The sequence below is a fragment of the Pseudomonas peradeniyensis genome, assembly GCF_014268935.2.
In the GTDB taxonomy this organism is placed as follows: domain Bacteria; phylum Pseudomonadota; class Gammaproteobacteria; order Pseudomonadales; family Pseudomonadaceae; genus Aquipseudomonas; species Aquipseudomonas peradeniyensis.
Map to the genome: position 1 here is coordinate 101,375 of NZ_JABWRJ020000001.1, position 25,493 is coordinate 126,867.

At 65.3% G+C, this 25,493-nt stretch carries 21 protein-coding genes; 14 read left to right on the top strand and 7 right to left on the bottom strand.

Features of this window, described 5'->3' with window-relative positions; translation table 11 throughout:
* Positions 1 to 84 precede the first annotated feature (84 nt).
* Together ompR and HU751_RS00400 are read left to right on the top strand one after the other, a co-directional pair.
* Complete coding sequence (gene ompR, locus HU751_RS00395; RefSeq protein WP_028689209.1) at positions 85 to 825, top strand: osmolarity response regulator transcription factor OmpR; 741 nt, start codon at positions 85 to 87, stop codon at positions 823 to 825.
* A 94-nt stretch (positions 826 to 919) separates the two neighbouring features.
* Complete coding sequence (locus HU751_RS00400) at positions 920 to 2,233, top strand: ATP-binding protein (RefSeq protein WP_110735515.1); 1,314 nt, start codon at positions 920 to 922, stop codon at positions 2,231 to 2,233.
* 107 nt (positions 2,234 to 2,340) lie between these two features.
* Here HU751_RS00400 and rimK read toward each other — a convergent pair whose 3' ends face one another.
* Positions 2,341 to 3,246: a 30S ribosomal protein S6--L-glutamate ligase gene (gene rimK / locus HU751_RS00405; RefSeq protein WP_011531656.1), complete on the bottom strand. Its 906-nt coding sequence runs from the start codon at positions 3,244 to 3,246 to the stop codon at positions 2,341 to 2,343.
* A complete protein-coding gene (gene rimB, locus HU751_RS00410; RefSeq protein WP_028689207.1) occupies positions 3,243 to 3,725 on the bottom strand; it encodes a retropepsin-like aspartic endopeptidase RimB in 483 nt (160 codons plus the stop codon). The genes rimK and rimB overlap by 4 nt, the downstream gene beginning before the upstream one ends.
* A 109-nt stretch (positions 3,726 to 3,834) precedes the next feature.
* Here rimB and HU751_RS00415 point away from each other — a divergent pair, with 109 nt between their 5' ends.
* The 6 genes from HU751_RS00415 to gcvP all read left to right on the top strand — a co-directional run bounded on the left by HU751_RS00415 (position 3,835) and on the right by gcvP (position 11,788).
* A complete protein-coding gene (locus tag HU751_RS00415) occupies positions 3,835 to 4,236 on the top strand; it encodes an RNA-binding S4 domain-containing protein (protein ID WP_186735808.1) in 402 nt (133 codons plus the stop codon).
* Between the two features lie 123 nt (positions 4,237 to 4,359).
* Positions 4,360 to 5,361: an extracellular solute-binding protein gene (locus HU751_RS00420; RefSeq protein WP_186735811.1), complete on the top strand. Its 1,002-nt coding sequence runs from the start codon at positions 4,360 to 4,362 to the stop codon at positions 5,359 to 5,361.
* Positions 5,362 to 5,477: 116 nt separating this feature from the next.
* Complete coding sequence (locus tag HU751_RS00425; protein WP_186735813.1) at positions 5,478 to 7,100, top strand: ABC transporter permease; 1,623 nt, start codon at positions 5,478 to 5,480, stop codon at positions 7,098 to 7,100.
* A 124-nt stretch (positions 7,101 to 7,224) separates the two neighbouring features.
* Positions 7,225 to 8,307, top strand: coding sequence for a glycine cleavage system aminomethyltransferase GcvT (gene gcvT / locus HU751_RS00430; protein WP_050707441.1), 1,083 nt, complete (start codon positions 7,225 to 7,227; stop codon positions 8,305 to 8,307).
* A 49-nt stretch (positions 8,308 to 8,356) separates the two neighbouring features.
* Positions 8,357 to 8,740 (top strand): glycine cleavage system protein GcvH, encoded by a 384-nt coding sequence (gene gcvH, locus HU751_RS00435; RefSeq protein ID WP_186735815.1) that lies wholly within the window; start codon positions 8,357 to 8,359, stop codon positions 8,738 to 8,740.
* A 174-nt stretch (positions 8,741 to 8,914) separates the two neighbouring features.
* Positions 8,915 to 11,788, top strand: coding sequence for an aminomethyl-transferring glycine dehydrogenase (gene gcvP / locus HU751_RS00440; RefSeq protein ID WP_186735817.1), 2,874 nt, complete (start codon positions 8,915 to 8,917; stop codon positions 11,786 to 11,788).
* Positions 11,789 to 11,940: 152 nt separating this feature from the next.
* Here the strand turns inward: gcvP and HU751_RS00445 are convergent, their stop codons facing one another.
* The 3 genes from HU751_RS00445 to HU751_RS00455 all read right to left on the bottom strand — a co-directional run bounded on the left by HU751_RS00445 (position 11,941) and on the right by HU751_RS00455 (position 14,444).
* Positions 11,941 to 12,255 carry a DUF2388 domain-containing protein gene (locus HU751_RS00445; RefSeq protein ID WP_050707438.1) on the bottom strand — a complete coding sequence of 105 codons (315 nt, stop codon included), beginning with the start codon at positions 12,253 to 12,255 and terminating at the stop codon, positions 11,941 to 11,943.
* 92 nt (positions 12,256 to 12,347) lie between these two features.
* Positions 12,348 to 14,030, bottom strand: coding sequence for a GspE/PulE family protein (locus tag HU751_RS00450; protein ID WP_186735784.1), 1,683 nt, complete (start codon positions 14,028 to 14,030; stop codon positions 12,348 to 12,350).
* 99 nt (positions 14,031 to 14,129) lie between these two features.
* A complete protein-coding gene (locus tag HU751_RS00455; protein ID WP_186735785.1) occupies positions 14,130 to 14,444 on the bottom strand; it encodes an ACT-like domain-containing protein in 315 nt (104 codons plus the stop codon).
* 126 nt (positions 14,445 to 14,570) lie between these two features.
* Here HU751_RS00455 and HU751_RS00460 point away from each other — a divergent pair, with 126 nt between their 5' ends.
* Positions 14,571 to 15,041 carry an Lrp/AsnC family transcriptional regulator gene (locus tag HU751_RS00460; RefSeq protein ID WP_050707492.1) on the top strand — a complete coding sequence of 157 codons (471 nt, stop codon included), beginning with the start codon at positions 14,571 to 14,573 and terminating at the stop codon, positions 15,039 to 15,041.
* 72 nt (positions 15,042 to 15,113) lie between these two features.
* On the opposite strand, the gene HU751_RS00465 is transcribed toward HU751_RS00460, so the two are convergent.
* Positions 15,114 to 16,493, bottom strand: a complete 1,380-nt coding sequence (locus HU751_RS00465; protein WP_186735786.1) for a CYTH domain-containing protein — start codon at positions 16,491 to 16,493, stop codon at positions 15,114 to 15,116.
* Between the two features lie 236 nt (positions 16,494 to 16,729).
* Here HU751_RS00465 and argE point away from each other — a divergent pair, with 236 nt between their 5' ends.
* Positions 16,730 to 17,875, top strand: coding sequence for an acetylornithine deacetylase (gene argE / locus HU751_RS00470; RefSeq protein ID WP_186735787.1), 1,146 nt, complete (start codon positions 16,730 to 16,732; stop codon positions 17,873 to 17,875).
* Between the two features lie 109 nt (positions 17,876 to 17,984).
* On the top strand, positions 17,985 to 19,283 hold the full coding sequence (argA, locus tag HU751_RS00475; protein ID WP_050707433.1) for an amino-acid N-acetyltransferase: 1,299 nt from the start codon (positions 17,985 to 17,987) through the stop codon (positions 19,281 to 19,283).
* A 117-nt stretch (positions 19,284 to 19,400) separates the two neighbouring features.
* Here the strand turns inward: argA and HU751_RS00480 are convergent, their stop codons facing one another.
* Positions 19,401 to 20,777, bottom strand: a complete 1,377-nt coding sequence (locus tag HU751_RS00480; RefSeq protein WP_050707432.1) for a glutamine synthetase family protein — start codon at positions 20,775 to 20,777, stop codon at positions 19,401 to 19,403.
* 667 nt (positions 20,778 to 21,444) lie between these two features.
* Between HU751_RS00480 and HU751_RS00485 the strand changes: the two genes are divergently transcribed.
* The 3 genes from HU751_RS00485 to HU751_RS00495 all read left to right on the top strand — a co-directional run bounded on the left by HU751_RS00485 (position 21,445) and on the right by HU751_RS00495 (position 25,480).
* Positions 21,445 to 22,803, top strand: coding sequence for a glutamine synthetase family protein (locus HU751_RS00485; RefSeq protein WP_028688542.1), 1,359 nt, complete (start codon positions 21,445 to 21,447; stop codon positions 22,801 to 22,803).
* A gap of 48 nt (positions 22,804 to 22,851) precedes the next feature.
* Positions 22,852 to 24,213, top strand: coding sequence for an aspartate aminotransferase family protein (locus HU751_RS00490; protein ID WP_186735788.1), 1,362 nt, complete (start codon positions 22,852 to 22,854; stop codon positions 24,211 to 24,213).
* A gap of 169 nt (positions 24,214 to 24,382) precedes the next feature.
* Positions 24,383 to 25,480: a polyamine ABC transporter substrate-binding protein gene (locus tag HU751_RS00495; RefSeq protein WP_011536274.1), complete on the top strand. Its 1,098-nt coding sequence runs from the start codon at positions 24,383 to 24,385 to the stop codon at positions 25,478 to 25,480.
* Positions 25,481 to 25,493: the final 13 nt, after the last annotated feature.

Genomic DNA, 25,493 nt, shown 5'->3' on the forward strand with positions numbered 1-25,493 from the left:
GCCGGGAAAAATCTGCTAACAATGCACACGGCACGCGCTGCAGTGGCTACGCCATAATGCGCGGCGATATCAGAGGAGTTATTCATGACCAGCACCGCAAACGCCGCAGAAGGCGACAAGATTCTCATCGTCGACGACGACCCGGGCCTGAGCAGCCTGCTGGACCGTTTCTTCACCAGCAAGGGCTTCCGTGTCCGCACCGTGCCCAACGTCGAACAGATGGACCGCCTGCTGGCCCGTGAAGTGTTCAACCTGGTGGTCCTCGACCTGATGCTGCCGGGCGAGGACGGTCTGTCCGCGTGCAAGCGCCTGCGCGCGTCGAACAACCAGATCCCGATCATCATGCTTACCGCCAAGGGCGACGAGCTCAGCCGCATCAAGGGCCTGGAGCTGGGCGCCGACGACTACCTGGCCAAGCCGTTCAACCCAGACGAGCTGGTGGCCCGGGTCAAGGCCGTGCTGCGTCGCCAGTCCCCGAGCGTGCCGGGCGCGCCGGGCAGCGAGGAAGAGACTGTCACCTTCGGCGACTACGAACTGTCGCTGGCCACCCGCGAACTCAAGCGCGGCGAGGAGACGCACATGCTCACCACCGGTGAGTTCGCCGTGCTCAAGGCCCTGGTGATGCACGCCCGCGAGCCGCTGACCCGCGACAAGCTGATGAACCTGGCCCGTGGCCGCGAGTGGGACGCCCTGGAGCGCTCCATCGACGTGCAGATCTCACGCCTGCGCCGGATGATCGAGCCCGACCCGTCCAAGCCGCGCTACATCCAGACCGTATGGGGTGTGGGCTACGTCTTCGTGCCGGACGGAAACGCCGGCAAATGAGCCTGTCGGCTCGTCAGGGTGCAGCAGGGCGACCCACGCGGGTCGCCCTGTTTGCGTCTGTGGCGGCCGGCCTTTTCAGCACAGTAGTTGATCGATGAAAACGCCTCTCTGGTTCCCGCAAAGCTTCTTCGCCCGCACCCTCTGGCTGGTGCTGATCGTCGTGCTGTTCTCCAAGGCACTGACGCTCGTGTACCTGCTGATGAACGAGGACGTGCTGGTCGACCGCCAGTACAGCCACGGCGTAGCCTTGACGTTGCGCGCCTACTGGGCCGCGGATGAAGAGAACCGTGACCAGATCGCCGAGGCGGCCGGCCTGATCCGCGTGACCGGCGCCGGCGTGCCGGAGGGCGAGCAGCACTGGCCCTACAGCGAGATCTACCAGCGCCAGATGCAGGCCGAGCTGGGCGATGACACCGAGGTGCGGCTGCGCATCCACGCGCCGCCCGCGCTGTGGGTGAACGCCCCGAGCCTGGGCCCGGGCTGGCTCAAGGTGCCGCTGTATCCGCACCCGCTGCGCGGGCAGAAGATCTGGAACGTGCTCGGTTGGTTCCTGGCCATCGGCCTGTTGTCCACGGCATCGGCGTGGATCTTCGTGCGCCAGCTCAACCAGCCGCTCAAGCGCCTGGTGTTCGCCGCCCGCCAGCTGGGCCAGGGGCGCAGCGTGCGCCTGCCAATCAGCGACACCCCGAGCGAGATGACCGAGGTGTACCGCGCGTTCAACCAGATGGCCGAGGATGTCGAGCAGGCCGGGCGTGAGCGCGAGCTGATGCTGGCCGGGGTGTCCCATGACCTGCGCACGCCGCTGACCCGGCTGCGCCTGTCATTGTCGTTGATGGATAACGACAGCGACCTCAGCGAGGACATGGTCCGCGATATCGAGGACATGGACGCTATCCTCGACCAGTTCCTGGCGTTCATTCGGGACGGGCGCGACGAACCGGTGGAGGAGGTCGATCTCAACGACCTGATCTACGAAGTGGTGGCGCCCTACAACCAGCACAAGGAGCAGGTGCGCCTGTGCCTGGAGCCGATCCCGCCGTTCCCGCTGCGCCGGGTGTCGCTCAAGCGCATGCTGGGCAACCTGATCGGCAACGCCCTGCATCACGCTGGCAAGGGCGTCGAAGTGGCGGCCTATGTGTCGGGCGACCAGAGCGCGCCGTATGTGGTGCTCAGCGTGCTGGACCGTGGCGCGGGCATCGACGAGTCGGAGTTGGAGACCATCTTCAACCCGTTCATCCGTGGCGACCGGGCACGGGGTGGCAAGGGCACCGGGCTGGGGCTGGCGATCGTCAAGCGCATCGCCGCGCAGCATGGCGGCAATGTGGAGTTGCGCAACCGCTCGGGTGGCGGGATCGAGGCGCGGGTGAGGTTGCCGCTGGGGTTGTTGCTGCCGCGTAATGCTGTCTGATCGTTGTTGTTTGTACGGGCCTCTTCGCGGCTAAAGCCGCTCCCACAGGTTTTTGCATGTTCTCTGTGGGAGCGGCTTTAGCCGCGAAGAGGCCCGTAAAGGCGTCATCAGCCCTTGCCCTTGGTCCGCGTCTGGTTCGGCCCGCTGTTCTTCTCCAGGTGCTCGATGATCATCCCGGCCACGTCCTTGCCGGTGGTCACCTCGATACCCTCAAGCCCCGGCGATGAATTCACCTCCATCACCAGCGGCCCGTGATTGGAACGCAGGATATCCACCCCCGCCACGCTCAGGCCCATGACCTTTGCCGCGCGAATCGCGGTCATGCGCTCCTCGGGGGTGATCTTGATCAGGCTGGCCACGCCACCGCGGTGCAGGTTGGAACGAAACTCGCCCGGCTTGGCCTGGCGCTTCATCGAGGCGATCACCTTGTCGCCCACCACGAAGCAGCGAATGTCGGCGCCCCCGGCCTCCTTGATGTATTCCTGGACCATGATGTTCTGCTTCAGCCCCATGAAAGCCTCGATCACCGATTCGGCGGCCTTGGTGGTCTCGCACAGCACCACGCCGATGCCCTGGGTGCCTTCGAGCACCTTGATCACCAGCGGCGCGCCGTTGACCATCTGGATCAGGTCGGGGATATCGTCCGGCGAGTGGGCGAAACCGGTGATCGGCAGGCCGATACCGCGCCGAGACAGCAGCTGCAGCGAGCGCAGCTTGTCCCGTGAGCGGGCAATGGCCACCGATTCGTTGAGCGGGTACACGCCCATCATCTCGAACTGGCGCAGCACCGCGCAGCCATAGAAGGTGACCGATGCGCCGATGCGCGGGATCACCGCATCGAACCCCTCCAGCGGCTTGCCGCGGTAATGGATCTGCGGCTTGTGGCTGGCGATGTTCATATAGGCCCGGAGCGTGTCGATCACCACCACTTCGTGGCCCCGCTGGGTACCGGCCTCGACCAGGCGGCGGGTGGAATACAGACGCGGATTGCGCGACAGCACAGCGATCTTCATGCAGCACCTGTGACAGGGGAAAGGGTGGCCGGGAAGGCCGGTTTGTCCTGGACGTACTTAAGGCCTGGGTTGACCACCAGCTGGCCATGGATGAGCGCCTTCGAGCCGAGCAGCAGCCGATAGCGCATGCTCTTGCGGCAGGCCAGGGTGAACTCGACCTCCCAGACCCGGTCGCCGAGCGCCAGGGCCGTACGGATCACGTAGCGGATCTGGGCCTGGCCGTTGGAGCTCTTGATGGTCTTCATGGTCACCAGTGGCGCCTCGCAACGCCGGTGGCGCAACTGCACCACCGAGCCCAGGTGCGCGGTGAAGCGCACCCATGGCTGGCCATCGCGCTCGAACGGTTCGACCTCGGTGGCGTGCAGGCTGGAGGTGCTGGCGCCGGTGTCGATCTTGGCGCGCAGGCCGGCGACACCCAGCTCGGGCAGGGCGACCCACTCGCGCAGGCCGATCACAGTCAGGTGGTCAAATGTCTTCACGAAGCGTGCCCTGGGGATATGGAGGTGAACTGTAATGACGGCACGGACTTTTTGCATCCGTCAGTCACGGTAGTACAGTTCCGTGAAAGACAGAATTCGAGGAAAGACCATGGCACAAAAGCCTGAAGACGACGACAAGGTACGCCTGGACAAATGGCTGTGGGCGGCGCGTTTCTACAAGACCCGCGCCCTGGCCAAGGCGGCGATCGAAAGCGGCAAGGTGCACTGCCGGGGCGAGCGCTGCAAGCCAGGCAAGGAGCCGCGGGTGGGCGACGAGTTCGTGCTGCGCACCGGTTTCGACGAGCGCACCGTGGTGGTCAGGGCATTGTCGGTGGTGCGCCGCGGCGCGCCCGAGGCGCAGGCGCTGTATGAGGAAACGGCCGAAAGCGTGAAGCGCCGCGAACAGGCGGCCGAGCTGCGCAAGGCGGGCGCGCTGGGCATGACCAGCGACGGGCGGCCGAACAAGAAGCAGCGGCGCCAGATCCATCAGTTGCAGGGCAGTTTCGAATGATCGGGGCTGTCGTTTAGCGCGTTGCAACCAACCCTTGCAACATTCGGTAACTCCTCGGCAGATGAGCAAGAAAATGGGATTCACTACCATTTACACCTCTCAATCCAGCGAGGAGTACCCCCGATGTTGCCCCGCAAGCCCCTACTGGCCGCCTTGGCCCTCACTCTGTTCGGCGGCACCGCCCAGGCGGCGGATGAAGTGGTGGTGTACTCCTCGCGCATCGACGAGCTGATCAAGCCGGTGTTCGACGCCTATACCGCCAAGACCGGCGTCAAGATCAAGTTCATCACCGACAAGGAAGCCCCGTTGATGCAGCGCATCAAGGCCGAGGGCGAGAACGGCGTGGCTGACCTGCTGCTCACCGTCGATGCCGGCAACCTCTGGCAGGCCGAGCAGATGGGCATCCTGCAGCCGATCAAGTCGGCGGTCATCGACCAGAACATCCCGTCGCAGTACCGCGCCTCGTCCCATGACTGGACCGGCCTGAGCCTGCGCGCGCGGACCATCGCCTACTCCACCGACCGGGTCAAGCCGGGGGAGCTCAGCACTTACGAGGCCCTGGCCGACAAGAACTGGGAGGGCCGCCTGTGCCTGCGCACGGCGAAGAAGGTCTACAACCAGTCGCTGACCGCCACGCTGATCGAGAACCACGGCGAGGCCGCGACCGAGAAGCTGATCAAGGGCTGGGTCAACAACCTGTCCACCGATGTGTTCTCCGACGACACCGCAGTAATCCAGGCCATCGCCGCCGGCCAGTGCGACGTGGGCATCGTCAACACCTACTACTACGGGCGCCTGCACAAGGAGAAGCCTGACCTGCCGGTGAAGCTGTTCTGGCCCAACCAGGCTGATCGCGGCGTGCACGTCAACCTGTCGGGCATCGGCCTGACCAAGCATGCACCGCATCCGGAAGCGGCGAAGAAACTGGTGGAGTGGATGACCGGCGAGGAGGCGCAGAAGCTGTTCGCCGACATCAACCAGGAGTTCCCGGCCAACCCGAAGGTCAAGCCTTCGGCGGAAGTCGCGGCCTGGGGCAGCTTCAAGGCCGACAGCATTCCGGTGGAAGTCGCCGGCAAGCGCCAGGCCGAAGCCATTCGCTTGATGGACCGGGCTGGCTGGAACTGAGCCTGTCGCCTTATCCTTGAGAACCAATCGCGGGGCAAGCCCTCTCCCACGAACCATGCGGACGTGGGAGCGGGCTTGCCCCGCGATGCTATCGCCCAGCCATCGAGATCTTCGATTTGCCCCACACCCCCCAACGCCGCTGGTACCTACCGGTCTCCCTGATCGCCGCCCTGGTCCTGCTTCCACTGAGCGTCCTGCTGCTGTCCTGGCAATCGGTCGACATGCAGATCTGGTCTCACCTGCTCGACACCCAGATGGGCCGCCTGCTGGGTAACACCCTCACGCTGGTGGTCGGCGTTGGCGCCGGTGTGACCGTGCTGGGGGTGAGCCTGGCCTGGCTCACCAGCCTCTGCGAGTTCCCCGGCCGGCGCTGGCTGGACTGGGCGCTGATGCTACCGTTCGCGATTCCGGCCTATGTCCTGGCGTTCGTCTTCGTCGGCCTGCTCGACTTCGCAGGCCCGGTGCAGACGGCCCTGCGCGAGGTGTTCGGGCCCATGCGCCTGCCACGGGTACGTTCCACCGGCGGGGTGATCACAGTATTGGTGCTGGTGTTCTATCCCTACGTCTACCTGCTGGCGCGTACCGCGTTCCTGGCCCAGGGCAAGGGCCTGATGGAGGCGGCGCGGGTGCTCGGGCTGTCGCCGCTGCAGGCGTTCTGGCGGGTGGCCTTGCCCATGGCGCGCCCGGCCATCGGCGCCGGCATCGCCCTGGCGCTGATGGAGACCCTGGCCGATTTCGGCGCGGTGGCGGTGTTCAACTTCGACACCTTCACCACGGCCATCTACAAGACCTGGTACGGCTTCTTCAGTCTGTCCAGCGCGGCGCAGCTGGCCAGCCTGCTGCTGCTGGCGGTGATGCTGGTGCTGTATGGCGAGCGCCGTGCCCGGGGCGCCAGCCGCAGTGGCAACGAGCGACCACGGGGTCAGGCGCTGTATCACTTGCGGGGTATCAAGGCCTTGGCCGCCAGCGGCTGGTGCCTGGTGGTGTTTGCCTGCGCCTTCGTCATCCCGATGCTGCAGCTGCTGGCGTGGTTCTGGCAGCGCGGCCGGCACGACCTGGACGAGCGCTACCTCGGCCTGGTCATGCACACCCTGTACCTCGGCGCCATGGCGGCGCTGATCACGGTCAGCGTGGCCATGCTGATGGCCTTCGCCCGGCGCCAGGCGCCGACCACGGCCATCCGCGCGGGGGTCGGCCTGGCCAACCTCGGCTATGCCTTGCCGGGCTCGGTGTTGGCGGTGTCGATCATGCTGGCGTTCAGCTACCTGGACAACCAGCTGGTGATACCGCTGTCGCAGTGGTTGGGCGGGGCGGGCAAGCCATTGTTGCTGGGCAGCCTGTCGGCCCTGCTGCTGGCCTACCTGGTGCGGTTCATCGCCGTGGCCTATGGCCCGCTGGAAAGCAGCCTGGAGCGGATCCGCCCGTCGTTGCCGGAGGCTTCACGCAGCCTCGGGGTCGCCGGGCCGGGATTGTTTTTCAAGGTGTATCTGCCGCTGCTGGTGCCCGGTGCGCTCAGCGCCGCCCTGTTGGTGTTCGTCGACGTGTTGAAGGAGATGCCGGCGACACTGCTGATGCGCCCATTCGGCTGGGACACCCTGGCCGTGCGGGTGTTCGAGATGACCAGCGAGGGCGAATGGGCACGGGCCTCGCTGCCGGCCCTGACCCTGGTGCTGGTCGGCCTGCTGCCGGTGATCGGCCTGATCCGTCGCTCGGCCCATCGTCCGGGCCACCCGCGCTGAGGGTGCCACGCAGCTTCCTTGCGGCTACAATGCGCGGCATTCGCAGCGACGGGTCCTACAAAAACAGGTGATGATTGAACATCGCCGACCGCCGCCGCCTCGCCACGCCCGGAAGGAGAAACCCATGGGACAGCGTACGCCTCTGTATGACCTGCACCTGGCGCTCGGCGCCAAGACGGTCGATTTCGGCGGATGGGACATGCCCCTGCATTACGGCTCGCAAGTCGAGGAGCACCACCAGGTGCGCAGTGACTGCGGGGTCTTCGATGTCTCCCACATGACCGTCATCGATATCGACGGTTGCGCCGCCACGCCCTGGCTGCAACACCTGCTGGCCAATGACGTGACGCGTCTGGAAAACCCCGGCAAGGCCCTCTACAGCCCCCTGCTCAACGCCGATGGCGGAGTGATCGACGACCTGATCGCCTACCGCACCGAGGACGGCTACCGCCTGGTGGCCAACGCCGCCACCCGCGACAAGGTACTGGCCTGGCTGCAGGCGCGCAGCGAAGGTTTCAAGGTCAGCTTCAAGGTACGCCCCGAACTGGCCATCCTCGCCATCCAGGGCCCTCACGCCCGGGAAAAGGTCGCTGCCCTGCTCAGCGCCTCGCGTGCCGCGCTGATCCGCGAACTGCGCCCCTTCGAAGGCCTCGCCGACGGTGACTGGTTCATCGCCCGCACCGGTTACACCGGCGAGGACGGCCTGGAGATCATCCTTCCCGGCGAGCAGGCCCCGGCATTCTTCAACGACCTGGTCGGCGCCGGCATCGCCCCGAGCGGCCTGGGCGCGCGCGACACCCTGCGCCTGGAGGCCGGCATGAACCTTTACGGCCAGGACATCGACGAAGCCCACACCCCGCTGACCTCCAACCTGGGCTGGAGCGTCGCCTGGGAGCCGGCGGGCCGCGAGTTCATCGGCCGTGCCGGCCTTCTGGCGGAAATCGAGCAGGGCGTGAAGGAAAAACTGGTCGGCCTGGTGCTCGAGGAGCGTGGTGTTCTGCGTGCCCACCAGGTGGTCCGTGTATCCGGGATTGGCGAAGGAGAGATCACCAGTGGTAGTTTCTCGCCTACGCTGAGCAAATCCATTGCCCTGGCCCGCGTGCCCATGGCCACCGGCGACCGCGCCGAAGTGGAGATCCGCGGCAAGTGGTACCCGGTGCGGGTGGTCAAGCCGACCTTCGTGCGCCATGGCAAGATCCTGATCTGATTATCCAAATGGCGGGCCGACCGCTGACCCTAACGAGGAATACAAGACAATGAGCCAAATCCCCGCCGACCTGCGTTATGCCGAAAGCCATGAATGGGCCCGCCTGGAAGCCGATGGCACCGTGACCGTGGGCATCAGCGACCACGCCCAGGCCGCCCTGGGTGACGTGGTGTTCGTCGAGCTGGCCGAAGTCGGCAAGGTGTTCGCCGCCGGCGACGCCGCTGGCGTGGTCGAGTCGGTCAAGGCCGCCTCGGACATCTACGCGCCAGTGGGCGGCGAGGTGATCGCGGTCAACGAAGAACTGGCCGACAGCCCGGAACTGCTCAACGAATCGCCGTACGATTCGTGGATCTTCAAGCTCAAGCCGAGCGACAAGTCCGAGCTGGACAAGCTGCTGGATGCCGCTGGTTACGCAGCCCTGATCGGCGAGTGACAGGACCGGCCTCATCGCGGGGCAAGCCCGCTCCCACGCATGGTACACATCGTAGGAGCGGGCTTGCCCCGCGATGAGGCCTGTACGGCCAATGCAATAATCCCCGCACATTCGGCAATCCTTCCTAGACTTGTAAGTCTCCCATGAGAACTGGTCCAGGAAGAGATCGTCGCCATGTCCCAGTCGCCATCCCTGCATCAACTGCAAGAGCCCAACCCCTTCCTGCGTCGCCACCTGGGGCCCGATGCCCAGGAGCAGCAGGCCATGCTCGACGTCCTCGGCGTCGCCAGCCGCAGCGAACTGATCGAGCAGACGGTACCGCCGGGGATCCGCTTCAACCGCCCGCTGGACCTGCCGCCGGCCCTCGATGAGCAGGCCGCGCTGGCCAGGCTGGCGGGCCATGCCGCGCAGAACCAGCTGTGGACCAGCCTGATCGGCATGGGCTACCACGCGACCATCACCCCTACTGTCATCCTGCGCAACGTGCTGGAGAATCCCGGCTGGTACACCGCCTACACGCCCTATCAGCCGGAGATCGCCCAGGGGCGGCTGGAGGCGCTGCTGAACTACCAGCAGATGGTCATCGACCTCACCGGCCTGGCGCTGGCCAATGCCTCCTTGCTCGACGAGGCCACTGCCGCCGCCGAGGCCATGGCCATGGCCAAGCGCGTGGCGCGCAGCAAGAGCAACGCCTTCTTCGCCGACGAACACTGCCACCCGCAGACCCTGTCGGTGCTCAAGACCCGTGCCGAGGGCTTCGGTTTCGAGCTGATCATCGATTCTGTGGATAACCTGGCCAAGCACAAGGTGTTCGGGGCGTTGCTGCAGTACCCGGACACCCACGGCGAGGTGCGCGACCTGCGCCCGCTGATCGACCAGCTGCACGCCCAGCAGGCCCTGGCCTGCGTCGCCGCCGACATCCTCAGCCTGGTGGTGCTGACGCCGCCGGGCGAGCTGGGGGCCGACGTGGTGCTCGGCTCGACCCAGCGTTTTGGCGTGCCGATGGGCTACGGCGGGCCGCACGCGGCCTATTTCGCCTGCCGCGACGACTACAAGCGGGCCATGCCCGGGCGCATCATCGGCGTGTCCCGCGATGCCCGCGGCAATACCGCGCTGCGCATGGCCCTGCAGACCCGCGAGCAACACATTCGCCGGGAGAAGGCCAACTCCAATATCTGCACGGCCCAGGTGCTGCTGGCCAACATCGCCGGCTTTTACGCCGTCTACCACGGCCCTGAAGGCCTGCAGCGCATCGCCCAGCGGGTGCACCGGCTGACCTTCATCCTCGCCGCCGGCCTCGAAGCCAAGGGCATCAAGCGCCTCAACCAGCACTTCTTCGACACCCTGACCCTGGACGTCGGCGGCACCCAGGCGGCAATCATCGAGAGCGCCGAGGCCGCGCGCATCAACCTGCGCATCCTCGGGCGCGGGCACCTGGGGGTGAGCCTGGACGAAACCTGTAACGAAGCCACGGTGCTCAAGCTGCTGGATATCTTCCTCGGCGTCGACCACGGCCTGGACATCGCCACGCTCGACCAGCAGGCGCTGCCCGAAGGCATCCCCGGCGCGCTGGTGCGGCGTACGCCGATCCTCGGGCACGCGGTGTTCAACCTGCACCACAGCGAAACCGAGATGCTGCGCTACCTCAAGCAGCTGGAGAACAAGGACCTGGCGCTGAACCAGTCGATGATCCCGCTGGGCTCGTGCACCATGAAGCTCAATGCCAGCAGCGAGATGATCCCCATCACCTGGCCGGAGTTCGCCCAGCCGCATCCCTTCGCCCCGGCCGCCCAGGTGCAAGGCTACAAGGCGATGATCGACGAGCTGGAAAGCTGGTTGTGCGCGATCACCGGCTTCGACGCCATCTGCATGCAGCCCAACTCCGGTGCCCAGGGCGAATACGCCGGGCTCATGGCCATCACCCGTTACCACCGCAGCCGCCACCAGCCCGGGCGCACCTTGTGCCTGATTCCGTCCTCGGCCCATGGCACCAACCCGGCATCGGCGCAGATGGCCGGCATGGAGGTGGTGATCGTCGAGTGCGACGAAGACGGCAACGTCGATCTCGACGACCTCAAGGCCAAGGCCCACGCTGCCGGCGAGCGGCTGTCATGCCTGATGGTGACCTACCCCTCCACCCACGGTGTGTACGAGGAGGGGATCCGCGAGATCTGCGAGGTGGTGCACCAGCACGGCGGGCAGGTGTACATGGACGGCGCCAACCTCAATGCCCAGGTGGGGCTGGCGCGGCCGGCGGACATCGGCGCCGATGTCTCGCACATGAACCTGCACAAGACCTTCTGCATTCCCCATGGCGGTGGCGGCCCGGGCATGGGCCCGATCGGCATCCGCGCCCACCTCAAGCCGTTCGTCGCCAGCCACCCGGTGGTGCCGGTACCGGGGCTGGAACCGACCAACAGCGCGGTGAGCGCGGCGCCCTGGGGCAGTGCCAGCATCCTGCCGATCAGCTGGATGTACATCGCCATGATGGGGCCGCAACTGGCCGACGCCAGCGAGGTGGCGATCCTGTCCGCCAACTACCTGGCCAGCCAGCTGCGCGATGCCTTCCCGGTGCTCTACCGTGGGCGCAACCAGCGGGTCGCCCACGAGTGCATCTTCGACCTGCGGCCGCTCAAGGCGCTGACCGGCATCACCGAGGAGGATGTGGCCAAGCGCCTGATGGACTTCGGCTTCCATGCGCCGACCATGTCGTTCCCGGTGCCGGGCACGCTGATGGTCGAGCCCACCGAGAGCGAGTCGAAGGCCGAACTGGATCGTTTCGTCGAGGCGATGCTGGCGATCAGGGCGGAAATCGCCGAGGTGCAGGAGGGCAACTGGCCGGCCGAGGACAATCCGCTCAAGCACGCGCCGCACACCCTGGCCGACGTGTTGGCGCCGTGGGACCGGCCATACAGCATCGAGCAGGGCATCGCCCCCAGCGCTCACGCGCGCCAGCATAAATACTGGCCGGCGGTGAACCGGGTCGACAACGTGTATGGGGACAGGAATCTGTTCTGTGCGTGCGTGCCGGTGGAGGCGTATCGCTAGCGTCTGGCGTGGGAGGGGCAACTGTCTTGCATTGGGGCCGCTGTGCGTATCGCCGGCAAGCCGGCTCCCACAAGGGCCGCGTATGGCTTGAGGCGACGCGGTCGGGGTGGGAGCCGGCTTGCCGGCGATGGGCTGCAAAGCAGCCCCTGGACTTACTCGGCCACGGCGTTCTTGGCCAGGATTGCGTTGGCCAGTTCCATGTCGCTGGCCTGGACGCCCGGGTTGTCCGCGCGCACCTGGCGGATCGCGGCTTCCAGGAACGGACCGCGGATGGCGCCTTCACTGGCGACGAAGCTGCCGGCGTCGTCCTGGGCGGCGACGATCAGCTTGTGGTCCTTGAAGGTCAGGTAGGTCGAGGCAGTGGTGGCACCGGAGGAGATGACGTTGCGCCAGAACGTGTCGGCCATGGCGGAGCCAAGGGGCAGCGAGCAGAGGACGGTGGCTGCGATGGCTGTTTTGAAACGCATGATGAATCACCTCGGTCGATGAGGGCTGTCGGAATGCCGGTTTGATCCGGTTTACCACTGCCAAGTTCCCGACCACACAGGGGATTTCTTACTTATCCACAGACCCGCAGCACCTCCTCCAAGGAGGTCAGCCGTTGCTCGGCCAGCCGGCGCCCGCAGCGGCGCAGGTCGTGCAGGCCATCGGCGGCCGCCTGCTGGCGCAGCGCCTCCAGGTCGGCGCCCGGGGTGATGCGCTGGCGCAGCGCGCTGCCGACCCGGAGCAGCTCGAATAGCCCGGTGCGGCCATGAAAGCCGCTGCCCCGGCAGGTCTGGCAGGCGGGGCGATCGGTGTGTTCCATGCCTTGGCAGGATGGACACAGGGTGCGCACCAGGCGTTGGGCCATGACCCCGAGTAGCGTGGCCCTGATCAGATAGTCGGCCACCTTCAGTTCCTGCAGGCGGGTGATCGCCGCGCAGGCATCGTCGGTATGCAGGGTGGACAGCACCAGATGGCCGGTCAGCGCCGCCTGTACCGCCACCTGAGCGGTTTCCTGGTCGCGGATCTCGCCGATCATGATGATGTCCGGGTCTTGCCGCAGCAGGGCGCGCACGCCATCGGCGAAGCCCAGGCCCAGGCCGGGTTGCACCTGCAACTGGTTGATCGCCGGCTCCAGGCGCTCGATGGGGTCTTCGATGCTGCACAGGTTGACCTGGGGCGTGGCCAGGTGGCGCAGGCTGGCGTAAAGGGTGCTGGTCTTGCCCGAACCGGTGGGGCCGGTCACCAGCAGGATGCCCTGGCGCCGCTGCAGCAGGGCTTTCCACTGGGCCAGCAAGGGCGCCTCCAGGCCAAGGTGTTCGAGGGCTTCGTGGCGTAGCTGCGGATCGAACAGGCGCAGCACCAGCTTCTCGCCGAATGGCGTGGGCAGCGTGGACAGGCGCAGTTCGATCTGCGCGCCATCCGGCAGGCGACTTTTCAGGCGACCGTCCTGTGGCCGGCGTTTCTCCGCCACGTTCATCCGGCCCAGGTGCTTCAGGCGGCTGACCATGGCCAGGGTGACGCCCGCCGGGAAGGCGTAGACGGGGTACAGCAGGCCATCGATGCGCAGGCGCAGGTGACCCAGCTCGCGGCGTGGTTCCAGGTGGATATCGCTGGCGCGCTGCTCGATGGCGTACTGCAGCATCCAGTCGACGATGCGCACCACATGTTGATCCTCGGTCCCCGCCTGGGCCTGGCTGGCGCCCAGCCCCAGCAGTTGCTCCAGCTCGCCGAGCCCGGCTGCCGGGGGCTGTCCGGCACCGCGCAGCGAATGCGCCAGGCCGAAGAAGGTGGGCGTCAGCTGGCGAATCTGCCGTGGACTGGCCAGCACCCGTTGCACGCGCTTGCCCAGGCCTTGGCTCAGGTCGGCTTCCCAATCACGTCGATAGGGTTGTGCGCTGGCCACGGTCACGCTGCTGTCGTCCACCGCCACGGCCAGAATGCCGTGACGTTCGGCGAAGGCCGCGGACATCAGGCTGGCGACCTGTGCCAGGTCGATCTGCAACGGGTCGATATGCAGGAACTGCTGGCCTACCTGGTCGGCAAACCAGTGGCAGAGCGCATCGAGGCCCAGGCGCTGGCCAGGGTGCAACGGGTCCGGCAGGGCCAGCTCGGCGATCAGCTCCAGGGGATGTGCGTCAGGGTGCTGCCTGGCCCGCTCGAGCGCCTTGAGCGCGTCGCACGCGGCGATCCGCTGTTCGGCGAGCAAGGCGTCCAGCAGCCGGTTCAGGTCCAGGTCTTGGCTAGCGTTGGCGAACATGGCGATATCCCTGCCAGGTGATCCATGACGCTGGCAAGGCTAGCCAGAGGGCGCGGTAGTTGGGTGAATAAAGGGTTTCGGAATCTTGCCGGAGCGCGATCAGGCCGAGGCGGCCTGGGCCAGGCGTGGCTGGCACTCCAGGCTGACATCGGCCACGCAGACCAGGTTGCGCAGCTTCTGCGCGATGACTTCGGCGCGGTGCCAGCTCAGCCCGCCGATGCCGATTTCCATGTCCAGCAGGTCATCGCACTGGTTGACCCGCACGCTGTGCGGCGTGAGGAACTGCAGGGCGAACAGGTTGAGCACCCGGCACAGGCTGTCCGGTTCCACCTCGGCCTGCAGGCGATAGTGGACAGTGCTGTGGGCGGTGTTGGCGGCCCAGGCGTCGATCCTGGGGTGTTCGGCTGCGTGCATGGCGTTTCTCCGCGAAGGTGGAGAAATTCTTGCACGTTGGCGGTGGTATTTTTTCGCTATGATTTGAGTGTTTTGTATTGTTTGCGAATAATTCAATTCGCAAAGTTGAACTTTGGAGAATTAATAATGCATGGCGAACTGGATGCCTATGATCGGCGGATCCTCGAATTGCTGCAGGAGGACGCGTCACTGTCCAGCGCGCAGATCGCCGAGCGTGTGGGCCTGTCGCAGTCGCCGTGCTGGCGGCGCATCCAGCGCTTGAAGGAAGAGGGCGTGATCCGTGGGCAGGTGACCCTGCTGGATCGCAAGAAGGTGGGGCTGAACACGCAGATCTTTGCCGAGGTGAAGCTCAACGCCCACGGGCGTTCGAACTTCGCCGAGTTCACCGAGGCCATCCGCGGTTTTCCCGAAGTGCTGGAATGCTACGTGCTGATGGGGGCGGTGGACTTCCTGCTGCGCATCGTCACCTCGGATATCGAGGCTTACGAGCGGTTCTTCTTCGAAAAACTATCGAACGTGCCGGGTATCCAGGAAGTGAATTCGATCGTGGCGTTGTCGGAGATCAAGTCGACCACCAGCTTGCCGCTGAGACCCTGAAGAGTCGATCGCGGGGCAAGTCGCAACGGCGCACCGCCGCTCCCACGCAGTGCGGGAGCGGGCGGTGCGGACTCAGGCCTTGAGCAGGTGTTTCCAGGCGCGGTTCTGCTCGATGGCGCGGGCCTGCTCGATGCGGGCTTCGAGCAGTTCTTCCTTGCCTTCTTCCACCAGCGGCTGCTCGGCCAGCTCGTGCAGCTTGTTCAGCTCGCCGTAGAGGCGGTCCTGCTGCGGCAGGTCCAGCACCTGGCGGGCGTGGTGCAGCCAGGTCTGCACGCATTCGATGCGCGGCAGCTGTTCGGCCAGGTCTTCCGGACGCTGCACGTACAGCGGCAGCTTCAGGGCGCGGGACTCCTCGCCCAGCAGGTGCTGCAGCCAGCTGGCCAGCTGCGCCTTGCCCTGACGCTCGCCACGGCCCTTGCGCTCGGCGGTCCAGGCGCGGGCGCTCAGCCAGCGCGCGGTCTCCAGGGAGAACTGGCCCCAGCGCGGGTCTTCCAGTTCTTCGGCGAACTGCTCGGGGGCGGCGCGGCGAATGTCCTCGTCATCGTTGCCGGCCAGCACCAGCGGGCGCCAGTCTTCCAGCAGCGCGTCGAGGCTGGCGCGCAAGGCGCGGGTGGTCGGGCGCGGCGCGGCCTGGCCGAGGCTGGCGGTGAGGGCGCGCAGTTCGGCCAGGCAACGAACCCAGTCCTGCAGCAGGCGCCAGTGGCCATTGTGGCGATACTGCTCGGCCAGGCGCTGGCTGCTGCCCAGCAGTTGCCAGGCGAGGGCGGCATAGGCGTCGTCCAGCTGCATCTCGGCCTGCAGTTCGGTCACCGGCAGGCCCAGCTCGTAGCTGTCCGGATCGAGCAGGCGGTAGCCGCGCTCGGCCTTGCTGATGTCGCAGGGCATCAGCGGCAGGCTGGCGGCCAGCTCGGCGGCCAGCTCCAGCAGCGCCTCAGGGGTGCCTTCACGCAGTTCCAGCTCCAGCTCGCAGATTTCTTCCTTGCGCTTGCCTGCGATCACGAAACCTTGATCCAGCGCGGCCTCGATCACTACCTTCGCCTTGCCGCGGCCCCAGGCGATCTCGGCGTACTCGCGGGTGAAGTCGGTGGTGAACAGCGGCTTGATGGTCTTCTTGTCCAGCTCGGCCAGTTGCTCGGGCCAGCAGGTGGCGTCGAGCTTCTTCAGGTCGAGCTTGACCTTGTCCAGGTGCCACTCGTGCTCGTTGCGCTCGGACAGCCCGGCGACGCTCTGGCCACGGCACTTGAGGGTCTGGATGATGACCTCGCCATCACGGCGCAGGCGCAGGGCGACACGGGCGGCGGACAGGTCGCGCTCCGGGGTGTCGAAGTACTGGTTGAGCAGTTCGCGGGTCTGCCAGCCGGACTTGTTGCGCTTCTTCAGCAGGGGGTGCTCGCGCAGGGCGGCAAGGGTCTCGCGGCTGGCGCGGAGTTTGAGTTCGGTTTCTTTGTGCATCGCGGGCTCGGGAAGGGGGCGTCGTAGGCGTGCAGTCTACCGCAGTTACGGCCTGAATCCTTGTTCGTGGGAGCGGGCTTGTCCCGCGATGCTGGCAGATCCGAATGCGAGGGTGTGCAGGCTTGCGCCATCGCGGGGCAAGCCCGCTCCCACCAAGTTGTCTTCATCAGGTTTTCGGCTTGCCCTGTGAAGCTTTCACGTTGTTATGATGAACCACGCTTCCGAGGAGTCCGCGCATGCCGTTGCCGTCGCTGAAAGACCAGTTCGCCGCCCTGATCGCCGCGCCCTCGGTCAGTTGCACCCAGCCTGCGCTGGACCAGTCCAACCGCGCGGTCATCGACCTGCTGGCCGGCTGGCTGGACGACCTGGGGTTCACCTGCGAGATCCAGCAGGTCAGCCCCGGCAAGTTCAACCTCCTGGCCAGTCGCGGTACCGGCCCGGGCGGCCTGGTGCTGGCCGGGCACAGCGATACCGTGCCCTACGACCCGCAGCTGTGGGGTAGCGATCCACTCAAGCTGACCGAGGTCGATGGCCGCTGGGTCGGGCTGGGCAGCTGCGACATGAAGGGCTTCTTCGCCCTGGTCATCGATGCGGTCATCCCGCTGCTCGAACACGATTTCAAGCAACCGCTGCTGATCCTCGCCACCTGCGACGAGGAAAGCTCGATGTCCGGCGCCCGTGCCCTGGCCGAGGCCGGCCAGCCGCTCGGCCGGGCGGCGGTGATCGGTGAGCCCACCGGGCTCAAGCCGATCAGGATGCACAAGGGCATCCTCATGGACCGCATCGATATCCTCGGACGCAGTGGCCATTCGTCGGATCCGAGCCTGGGCCGCAGCGCCATGGAAGCCATGCACGCGGTGATGGGCGAGCTGATGGGCCTGCGCCGCACCTGGCAGGAGCAGTACCGCAACCCGCAGTTCACGGTGCCGACGCCGACCCTGAACTTCGGCTGCATCCACGGTGGCGACAACCCCAACCGCATCTGTGGCCAGTGCGCCCTGGAATTCGACCTGCGCCCGCTGCCGGGCATGGATGTCGAGCAGCTGCGCGCGGCGATCCGCGGCAAGATCGCGCCACTGGCCGAGCGCCACGACGTGCGTATCGACTATGCGCCGCTGTTCCCCGAAGTGCCGCCGTTCGAGCAGAACGCCGACAGCGAACTGGTGCGCCTGGCCGAACGCCTGACCGGCCACCGCGCCGAAGCGGTGGCCTTCGGCACCGAAGCGCCTTATCTTCAGCAGCTCGGTTGCCAGACCATCGTGCTCGGCCCGGGAGACATCGCCTGTGCCCACCAGCCCGGCGAATACCTTGAAATGTCACGAATCGAGCCTACCGTGCGTCTATTGCGTGACCTGATCCGGCACTATTGCCTGAGCCATTGATCTTTCCCTGAGCAGAGGAGACCGCGCGTGACCGCAAGCCTGTTCCGACGATGACTTTCGAACGTTGTGCGCCTTTTCGTTCTCCGTTCACTTATCCACAGGCCCTGTCATGCCCGATTACGTCAACTGGCTGCGTCATGCGTCTCCCTACATCAACGCCCACCGCGACTGCACCTTCGTGGTCATGCTCCCCGGTGACGGCGTCGAACACCCGAACTTCGGCAACATCGTCCACGACCTGGTGCTGCTGCACAGCCTTGGCGTGCGCCTGGTGCTGGTCCACGGCTCGCGCCCGCAGATCGAAAGCCGCCTGGCCGCGCGCGGCCTGACCCCGCACTACCATCACGGCATGCGCATTACCGACGCGGCGACGCTCGATTGCGTGATCGATGCGGTCGGCGCCCTGCGCCTGGCCATCGAGGCGCGCCTGTCGATGGACATGGCGGCCTCGCCGATGCAGGGCTCGCGCCTGCGGGTGGCCTCCGGCAACCTGGTCACCGCACGGCCGATCGGCGTGCTCGAAGGGGTCGACTACCACCACACCGGCGAGGTGCGCCGGGTCGACCGCAAGGGCATCAACCGCCTACTCGACGAGCGCTCCATCGTGCTGCTGTCGCCGTTGGGCTATTCGCCGACCGGCGAGATCTTCAACCTCGCCTGCGAGGACGTGGCCACCCGCGCCGCCATCGAGCTGGGTGCCGACAAGCTGCTGCTGTTCGGCGCCGAACCGGGCCTGCTGGACGCGCATGGCCAGCTGGTGCGCGAGCTGCGGCCGCAGCAGATCGCCCCGCACCTGCAGCGCCTGGGCAGCGACTACCAGGCCGAGCTGCTGGATGCCGCCGCCGAGGCCTGCAAGGGCGGCGTGGCGCGCAGCCATATCGTCAGCTATGCCGAGGACGGTGCGCTGCTGACCGAGCTGTTCACCCGTGGCGGTGGCGGTACGCTGGTGTCCCAGGAGCAGTTCGAAGTGGTGCGCGAGGCGACCATCGAGGATGTCGGCGGCCTGCTGGAGCTGATCAGCCCGCTGGAAGAGCAGGGCATCCTGGTGCGCCGTTCGCGCGAGGTGCTGGAGCGGGAGATCGAGCAGTTCAGCGTGGTCGAGCGCGAGGGCATGATCATCGCCTGTGCGGCGCTGTACCCGATTGCCGACTCCGAGGCCGGGGAGCTGGCGTGCCTGGCGGTGAACCCGGAGTACCGGCATGGCGGGCGTGGCGACGAACTGCTCGAGCGCATCGAGGAGCGGGCGCGCAAGCTTGGGCTCAATACCCTGTTCGTGCTGACGACTCGGACCGCGCATTGGTTCCGTGAACGCGGTTTCGCGCCCAGTGGCGTGGAACGGCTGCCGGCGGCGCGGGCTTCGCTGTACAACTACCAGCGCAATTCGAAGATCTTCGAGAAGCCGCTCTGATGCCATCGCGGGTCAAGCCCGCTCCCACGGTGTACACGGGCTGGCACACGTGGGAGCGGGCTTGACCCGCGATGCGATGGCAAAGAAAAACGCCGCCCTTGTGGGCGGCGTTTTCGTTTACACGGTATGCAGGTACCAGTTGTACTCGAGGTCGGAGATCGAATGCTCGAACTCCTCCAGCTCGCTCTCCTTGCACGCGACGAAGATGTCGATGTACTTCGGATCGATGTACTTGTTGAGGATCTCGCTGTCGTCCAGCTCGCGCAGGGCATCGCGCAGGTTGTTCGGCAGGCTCTGCTCCAACTGCTCGTACGAGTTGCCTTCGATCGGCTCGCCCGGTTCGATCTTGTTGGTCAGACCGTGGTGCACGCCGGCCAGCACGGCGGCCATCATCAGGTACGGGTTGGCGTCGGCGCCGGCCACGCGGTGCTCGATGCGCACGGCGTCCGCCGAGCCGGTCGGCACGCGCAGGGCCACGGTGCGGTTGTCCAGGCCCCAGCTCGGTGCGTTCGGCACGTAGAACTGCGCGCCGAAACGGCGGTACGAGTTGACGTTCGGGCAGAGGAACGCCATCGAAGCGGGCAGGGTCTCGAGCACACCGCCGACAGCGTGACGTAGCGCGGCGTTCTGCTCGGGATCCTCGCTGGTGAAGATGTTGTTGCCATCCTTGTCCAGCACGGAAATGTGTACATGCAGGCCGTTGCCTGCCTGGCCCGGGTAGGGCTTGGCCATGAACGTGGTGTCCATTTCATGGTCGTAGGCGATGTTCTTGATCAGGCGCTTGAGCAGCACCGCGTAGTCACAGGCCTTGAGCGGGTCGGCGACGTGGTGCAGGTTGACTTCGAACTGCGCCGGGGCGCTTTCCTTGACGATGGCGTCGGCCGGGATGCCTTGCTCCTTCGCGCCTTCGAGGATGTCCTGCAGGCAGTCGGCGTATTCGTCGAGGTCGTCGATCAGGTAGACCTGGGTCGATTGCGGGCGCTTGCCCGAGATCGGCGAGCGCGGCGGCTGCGGACGGCCGTTCACGTTCTCCTGGTCGATCAGGTAGAACTCCAGCTCGAACGCGGCGCAGATGGTCAGGCCCATCTCGGTGAACTTGCTCACCACCTGGCGCAGCACTTCGCGCGGGTCGGCGAAGAAGGGCTCGCCTTCGAGTTCGTGCATGGTCATCAGCAGCTGCGCGGTCGGGCGCTTCTGCCAGGGTTCGTTGGAGAGAGTGCCGGGGATGGGGTAGCAGATGCGGTCGGCATCGCCGATGTCCAGGCCAAGGCCGGTGCTTTCGACGGTCGAACCGTTGATATCCAGGGCGAAGAGGGAGGCAGGCAGGTTGATGCCTTTCTCGTAAACCTTGTGGAGGCTGGTGCGCTCGATGCGCTTGCCACGCACCACACCATTCATATCTGCAATCAGAAGGTCAACGTAGAGAACCTCAGGATGTTCCTTAAGGAACGCGTTCGCTTCGTTAAGCTGAACGGCACGCGGGGGTACCGACATGATGCAACACCTTTGTTGTTAAAAATATCAATCAAGGGGGGCTTGCAACCCCAGTCAATCGGAAAGACCAGGTGAAGTCAAGCCAAGCCCATGATGCCCTTAAATGGCACATCTACGGCAGATTTGCTGCATATCGGGGCGTGCCATTATCCGCTATTTTCGCCCTGAAGGGTTATCCCGAGCAGGGCGTGTTTTATTTTTTACGGAGAGGTTGTGTAAAAAAATGAACGAGGATAAGCTCGGTCACAACCCAGAACACAATAATACGAGGGTCACATGGTCCGCTTGCCGAGACCTGTCAGCGCCGCATGCACGGTGCGTTCAGGTACATCTCCCGGTTGCCGTCCGGTCATCGCACGCCTGCATCGAAGGGGCGCCGCGCTGGCCGCAATAATTGACGGTTCGCGTAAAAAAGCCATACCTCGTAACGCTTTACCGCAACACCTCCTTTCTTTCTGCCCTTCGCTTTCTGTCCGGACGCGCCGCCATGGCGTGCTTGCACTGTCGTCCTGCGCGAGGGTTTTTGCTTTAGCCATGCACAGCATCCAGAATCAAGGCGCGGGCCTTTCCAGGCCCCTCGGCGCCCTGCGCGCCGACTTTGCCCGACGCCTGGCGTCAGTGGCCGCCGGTTGCCTTCAATCGCGCCACATTACCTCCTGAGGTATTTATGAGTCACAACCTCGACCAGCTCACCGATTGGTTGAAAGAGCACAAGATCACCGAAGTGGAATGCCTGATCAGCGACCTGACCGGCATCACCCGCGGCAAGATCTCGCCCACCAACAAGTTCATCGCCGAGAAGGGCATGCGCCTGCCCGAAAGCGTGCTGCTGCAGACCGTGACCGGCGACTACGTCGACGATGACATCTATTACGAACTGCTCGACCCGGCCGACATCGACATGATCTGCCGCCCCGACGAGAACGCGGTGTTTCTCGTGCCATGGGCCATCGAACCGACCGCCCAGGTGATCCACGACACCTACGACAAGAAGGGCAACCCGGTCGAGCTGTCGCCGCGCAACGTGCTGAAGAAGGTCCTGAAGCTCTACGCCGACAAGGGCTGGCAGCCAATCGTCGCGCCCGAGATGGAGTTCTATCTCACCAAGCGTAGCGAAGACCCGGACTTTCCGCTGCAGCCGCCGGTGGGCCGTTCCGGCCGTCCGGAAACCGGGCGGCAGTCGTTCTCCATCGAGGCGGCCAACGAATTCGACCCGCTGTTCGAGGATGTCTACGACTGGTGCGAACTGCAGCAGCTGGACCTCGACACGCTGATCCACGAGGACGGCACCGCGCAGATGGAAATCAACTTCCGTCACGGCGATGCCCTGCACCTGGCCGACCAGATCCTGGTGTTCAAGCGCACCATGCGCGAGGCCGCGCTCAAGCACAACGTGGCCGCCACCTTCATGGCCAAGCCCATGACCGGCGAGCCGGGCAGCGCGATGCACCTGCACCAGAGCGTGGTCGACGTGGCCACCGGCAAGAACATCTTCTCCAACGCCGACGGCAGCATGAGCGAGTTGTTCCTGCACCACATCGGCGGCCTGCAGAAGTTCATCCCCGAGGCGCTGCCGCTGTTCGCCCCCAACGTCAACTCGTTCCGCCGCTTCCTGCCGGATACCTCGGCGCCGGTGAACGTCGAGTGGGGTGAAGAGAACCGTACCGTCGGCCTGCGCGTGCCGGATGCCGGCCCGCAGAACCGCCGGGTCGAGAACCGCCTGCCAGGCGCCGACGCCAACCCCTACCTGGCCATCGCCGCGAGCCTGCTGTGCGGCTATATCGGCATGGTCGAAGGCATCGAGGCCAGCGCGCCGGTGCAGGGCCGTGGTTACGAGCGGCGCAACCTGCGCCTGCCGCTGACCATCGAGGACGCCCTCGAGCGCATGGAGAACAGCCGCGCGCTGGTGCAGTACCTGGGCAAGAAATTCATCACCGGCTACGTCGCCACCAAGCGCGCCGAGCATGAGAACTTCAAGCGCGTCATCAGCTCCTGGGAGCGTGAGTTCCTGCTGTTTGCTGTGTGATCAACCCTGAGGCCGCCTGCGGGCGGCCACCGGAAAATGGAGAGGCACATGAGCGTCAACAACCCGCAAACCCGTGAATGGCAAACCCTGAGCGGCGAGCACCACCTTGCACCTTTCAGCGACTACAAGCAGCTGAAGGAGAAGGGGCCGCGCATCATCACCAAGGCGCAGGGCGTGCATTTGTGGGACAGCGAGGGGCACAAGATCCTCGACGGCATGGCCGGCCTGTGGTGCGTGGCGGTCGGCTATGGCCGCGAAGAGCTGGTGCAGGCGGCAGAAAAGCAGATGCGCGAACTGCCGTACTACAACCTGTTCTTCCAGACCGCCCACCCGCCGGCGCTGGAGCTGGCCAAGGCGATCACCGACGTGGCGCCCAAGGGCATGACCCATGTGTTCTTCACCGGTTCCGGTTCCGAGGGCAACGACACCGTGCTGCGCATGGTCCGCCACTACTGGGCGCTGAAGGGCAAGCCGCACAAGCAGACCATCATCGGCCGCATCAACGGCTACCACGGCTCCACCTTTGCGGGTGCGTGCCTGGGCGGCATGAGTGGCATGCACGAGCAGGGCGGCCTGCCGATTCCGGGCATCGTGCATATCCCGCAGCCGTACTGGTTCGGCGAGGGGGGCGACATGACCCCGGACGAATTCGGCGTGTGGGCGGCCGAGCAGCTGGAGAAGAAGATTCTCGAAGTCGGCGAGGACAACGTCGCCGCCTTCATCGCCGAGCCGATCCAGGGCGCCGGCGGGGTGATCATTCCGCCTGAGACCTACTGGCCGAAGATCAAGGAGATCCTCGCCAAGTACGACATCCTGTTCGTTGCCGACGAAGTGATCTGCGGTTTCGGCCGCACCGGCGAGTGGTTCGGCTCCGACTACTACGACCTTGCGCCCGACCTGATGACCATCGCCAAGGGCCTGACCTCCGGTTACATCCCCATGGGCGGTGTGATCGTGCGTGACACAGTGGCCAAGGTGATCAGCGAAGGTGGCGACTTCAACCACGGATTTACCTACTCCGGGCACCCGGTGGCGGCGGCGGTGGGCCTGGAAAACCTGCGCATCCTGCGTGACGAGAAGATTGTCGAGCGTGCCCGCAACGAAACGGCACCGTATTTGCAAAAACGACTGCGTGAGCTGCAGGACCACCCGCTGGTGGGCGAGGTACGCGGCCTGGGCCTGCTCGGCGCGATCGAGCTGGTCAAGGACAAGGCCACCCGCAGCCGCTACGAGGGCAAGGGCGTCGGCATGATCTGCCGCACCCACTGCTTCGAGAACGGCCTGGTGATGCGCGCGGTGGGCGACACCATGATCATCGCGCCGCCGCTGGTGATCAGCCGCGAAGAGATCGACGAACTGGTGGAAAAGGCGCGCAAGTGCCTGGATCTGACCTACGAGGCGGTGAAATGACAGTCTGCTAGGCTGGCGAGGTGACATTAATGTCGTTGCAAGGCCCTGCTTCTGTTGAAACAGCGCCTTGTAACTTGCCAGACTAACGGCTGTTTAGTCGCCCAACGCGCGTCCCGTGGTACCTGGCTGCTGAACAGATGGCTTGATAATAAATTCTGGAGCATTACGCATGAAGAAATTGGGCAAGACGCTGCTGGCCGCCGCCCTGATGGGTGCCATGGCCACCGCTGTTCAGGCTGACGACAAGGTGCTGCACGTCTACAACTGGTCGGACTACATCGCCCCGGACACCGTGGCCAACTTCGAGAAGCAGACCGGCATCAAGGTGGTCTACGACGTCTTCGACAGCAACGAGACCCTCGAAGCCAAGCTGCTGGCGGGCAAGTCGGGCTACGACATCGTCGTGCCGTCCAACAACTTCCTGGCCAAGCAGATCAAGGCGGGCGTCTATCAGGAACTGGACCGCTCCAAGCTGCCCAACTGGAAGAACCTCGACCCGGCGCTGCTCAAGGCCGTGGGTGATGCCAGCGACCCGGGCAACAAGTTCGCCTTCCCGTACATGTGGGGCTCCATCGGCATCGGCTACAACCCGGAGAAGGTCAAGGCCGCGCTTGGCGTGGACAAGATCGACTCGTGGGATGCCGTGTTCAAGCCCGAGAACATCGCCAAGCTCAAGAGCTGCGGCGTGAGCTTCCTCGATGCCCCGACCGAAATGATCCCGGCCGCGCTGCACTACCTGGGCCTGCCGAGCGACAGCACCAAGAAGGAAGACCTGAAGGCCGCGGAAGACCTGTTCCTGAAGATCCGTCCTTCGATCACCTACTTCCACTCCTCCAAGTACATCTCGGACCTGGCCAACGGCAACATCTGCGTGGCCGTGGGTTACTCGGGTGACCTGGAGCAGTCCAAGGCCCGTGCCCATGAAGCCGGCGACAAGGTCAAGCTGAGCTACACCATTCCGAAGGAAGGTGCCGGTACCTTCTACGACATGGTCGCCATTCCGAAGGATGCCGAGAACGTCGAAGCCGCCTACAAGTTCATGGACTTCCTGCTGCAGCCGGAAGTGATGGCGGGCATCACCAACGCCGTGCGCTTCCCGAACGGCAACAAGGCCGCCACCCCGCTGGTGGACAAAGAGATCACCAGCGATCCGGCGATCTACCCGTCCGATGAAGTGAAGGCCAAGCTGTACGCCATCAAGGCACCGGAGAAGACCGCCCAGCGCGAGATCACCCGCAGCTGGACCAAGATCAAGTCGGGCAAGTAAGCCTGATGCAAGG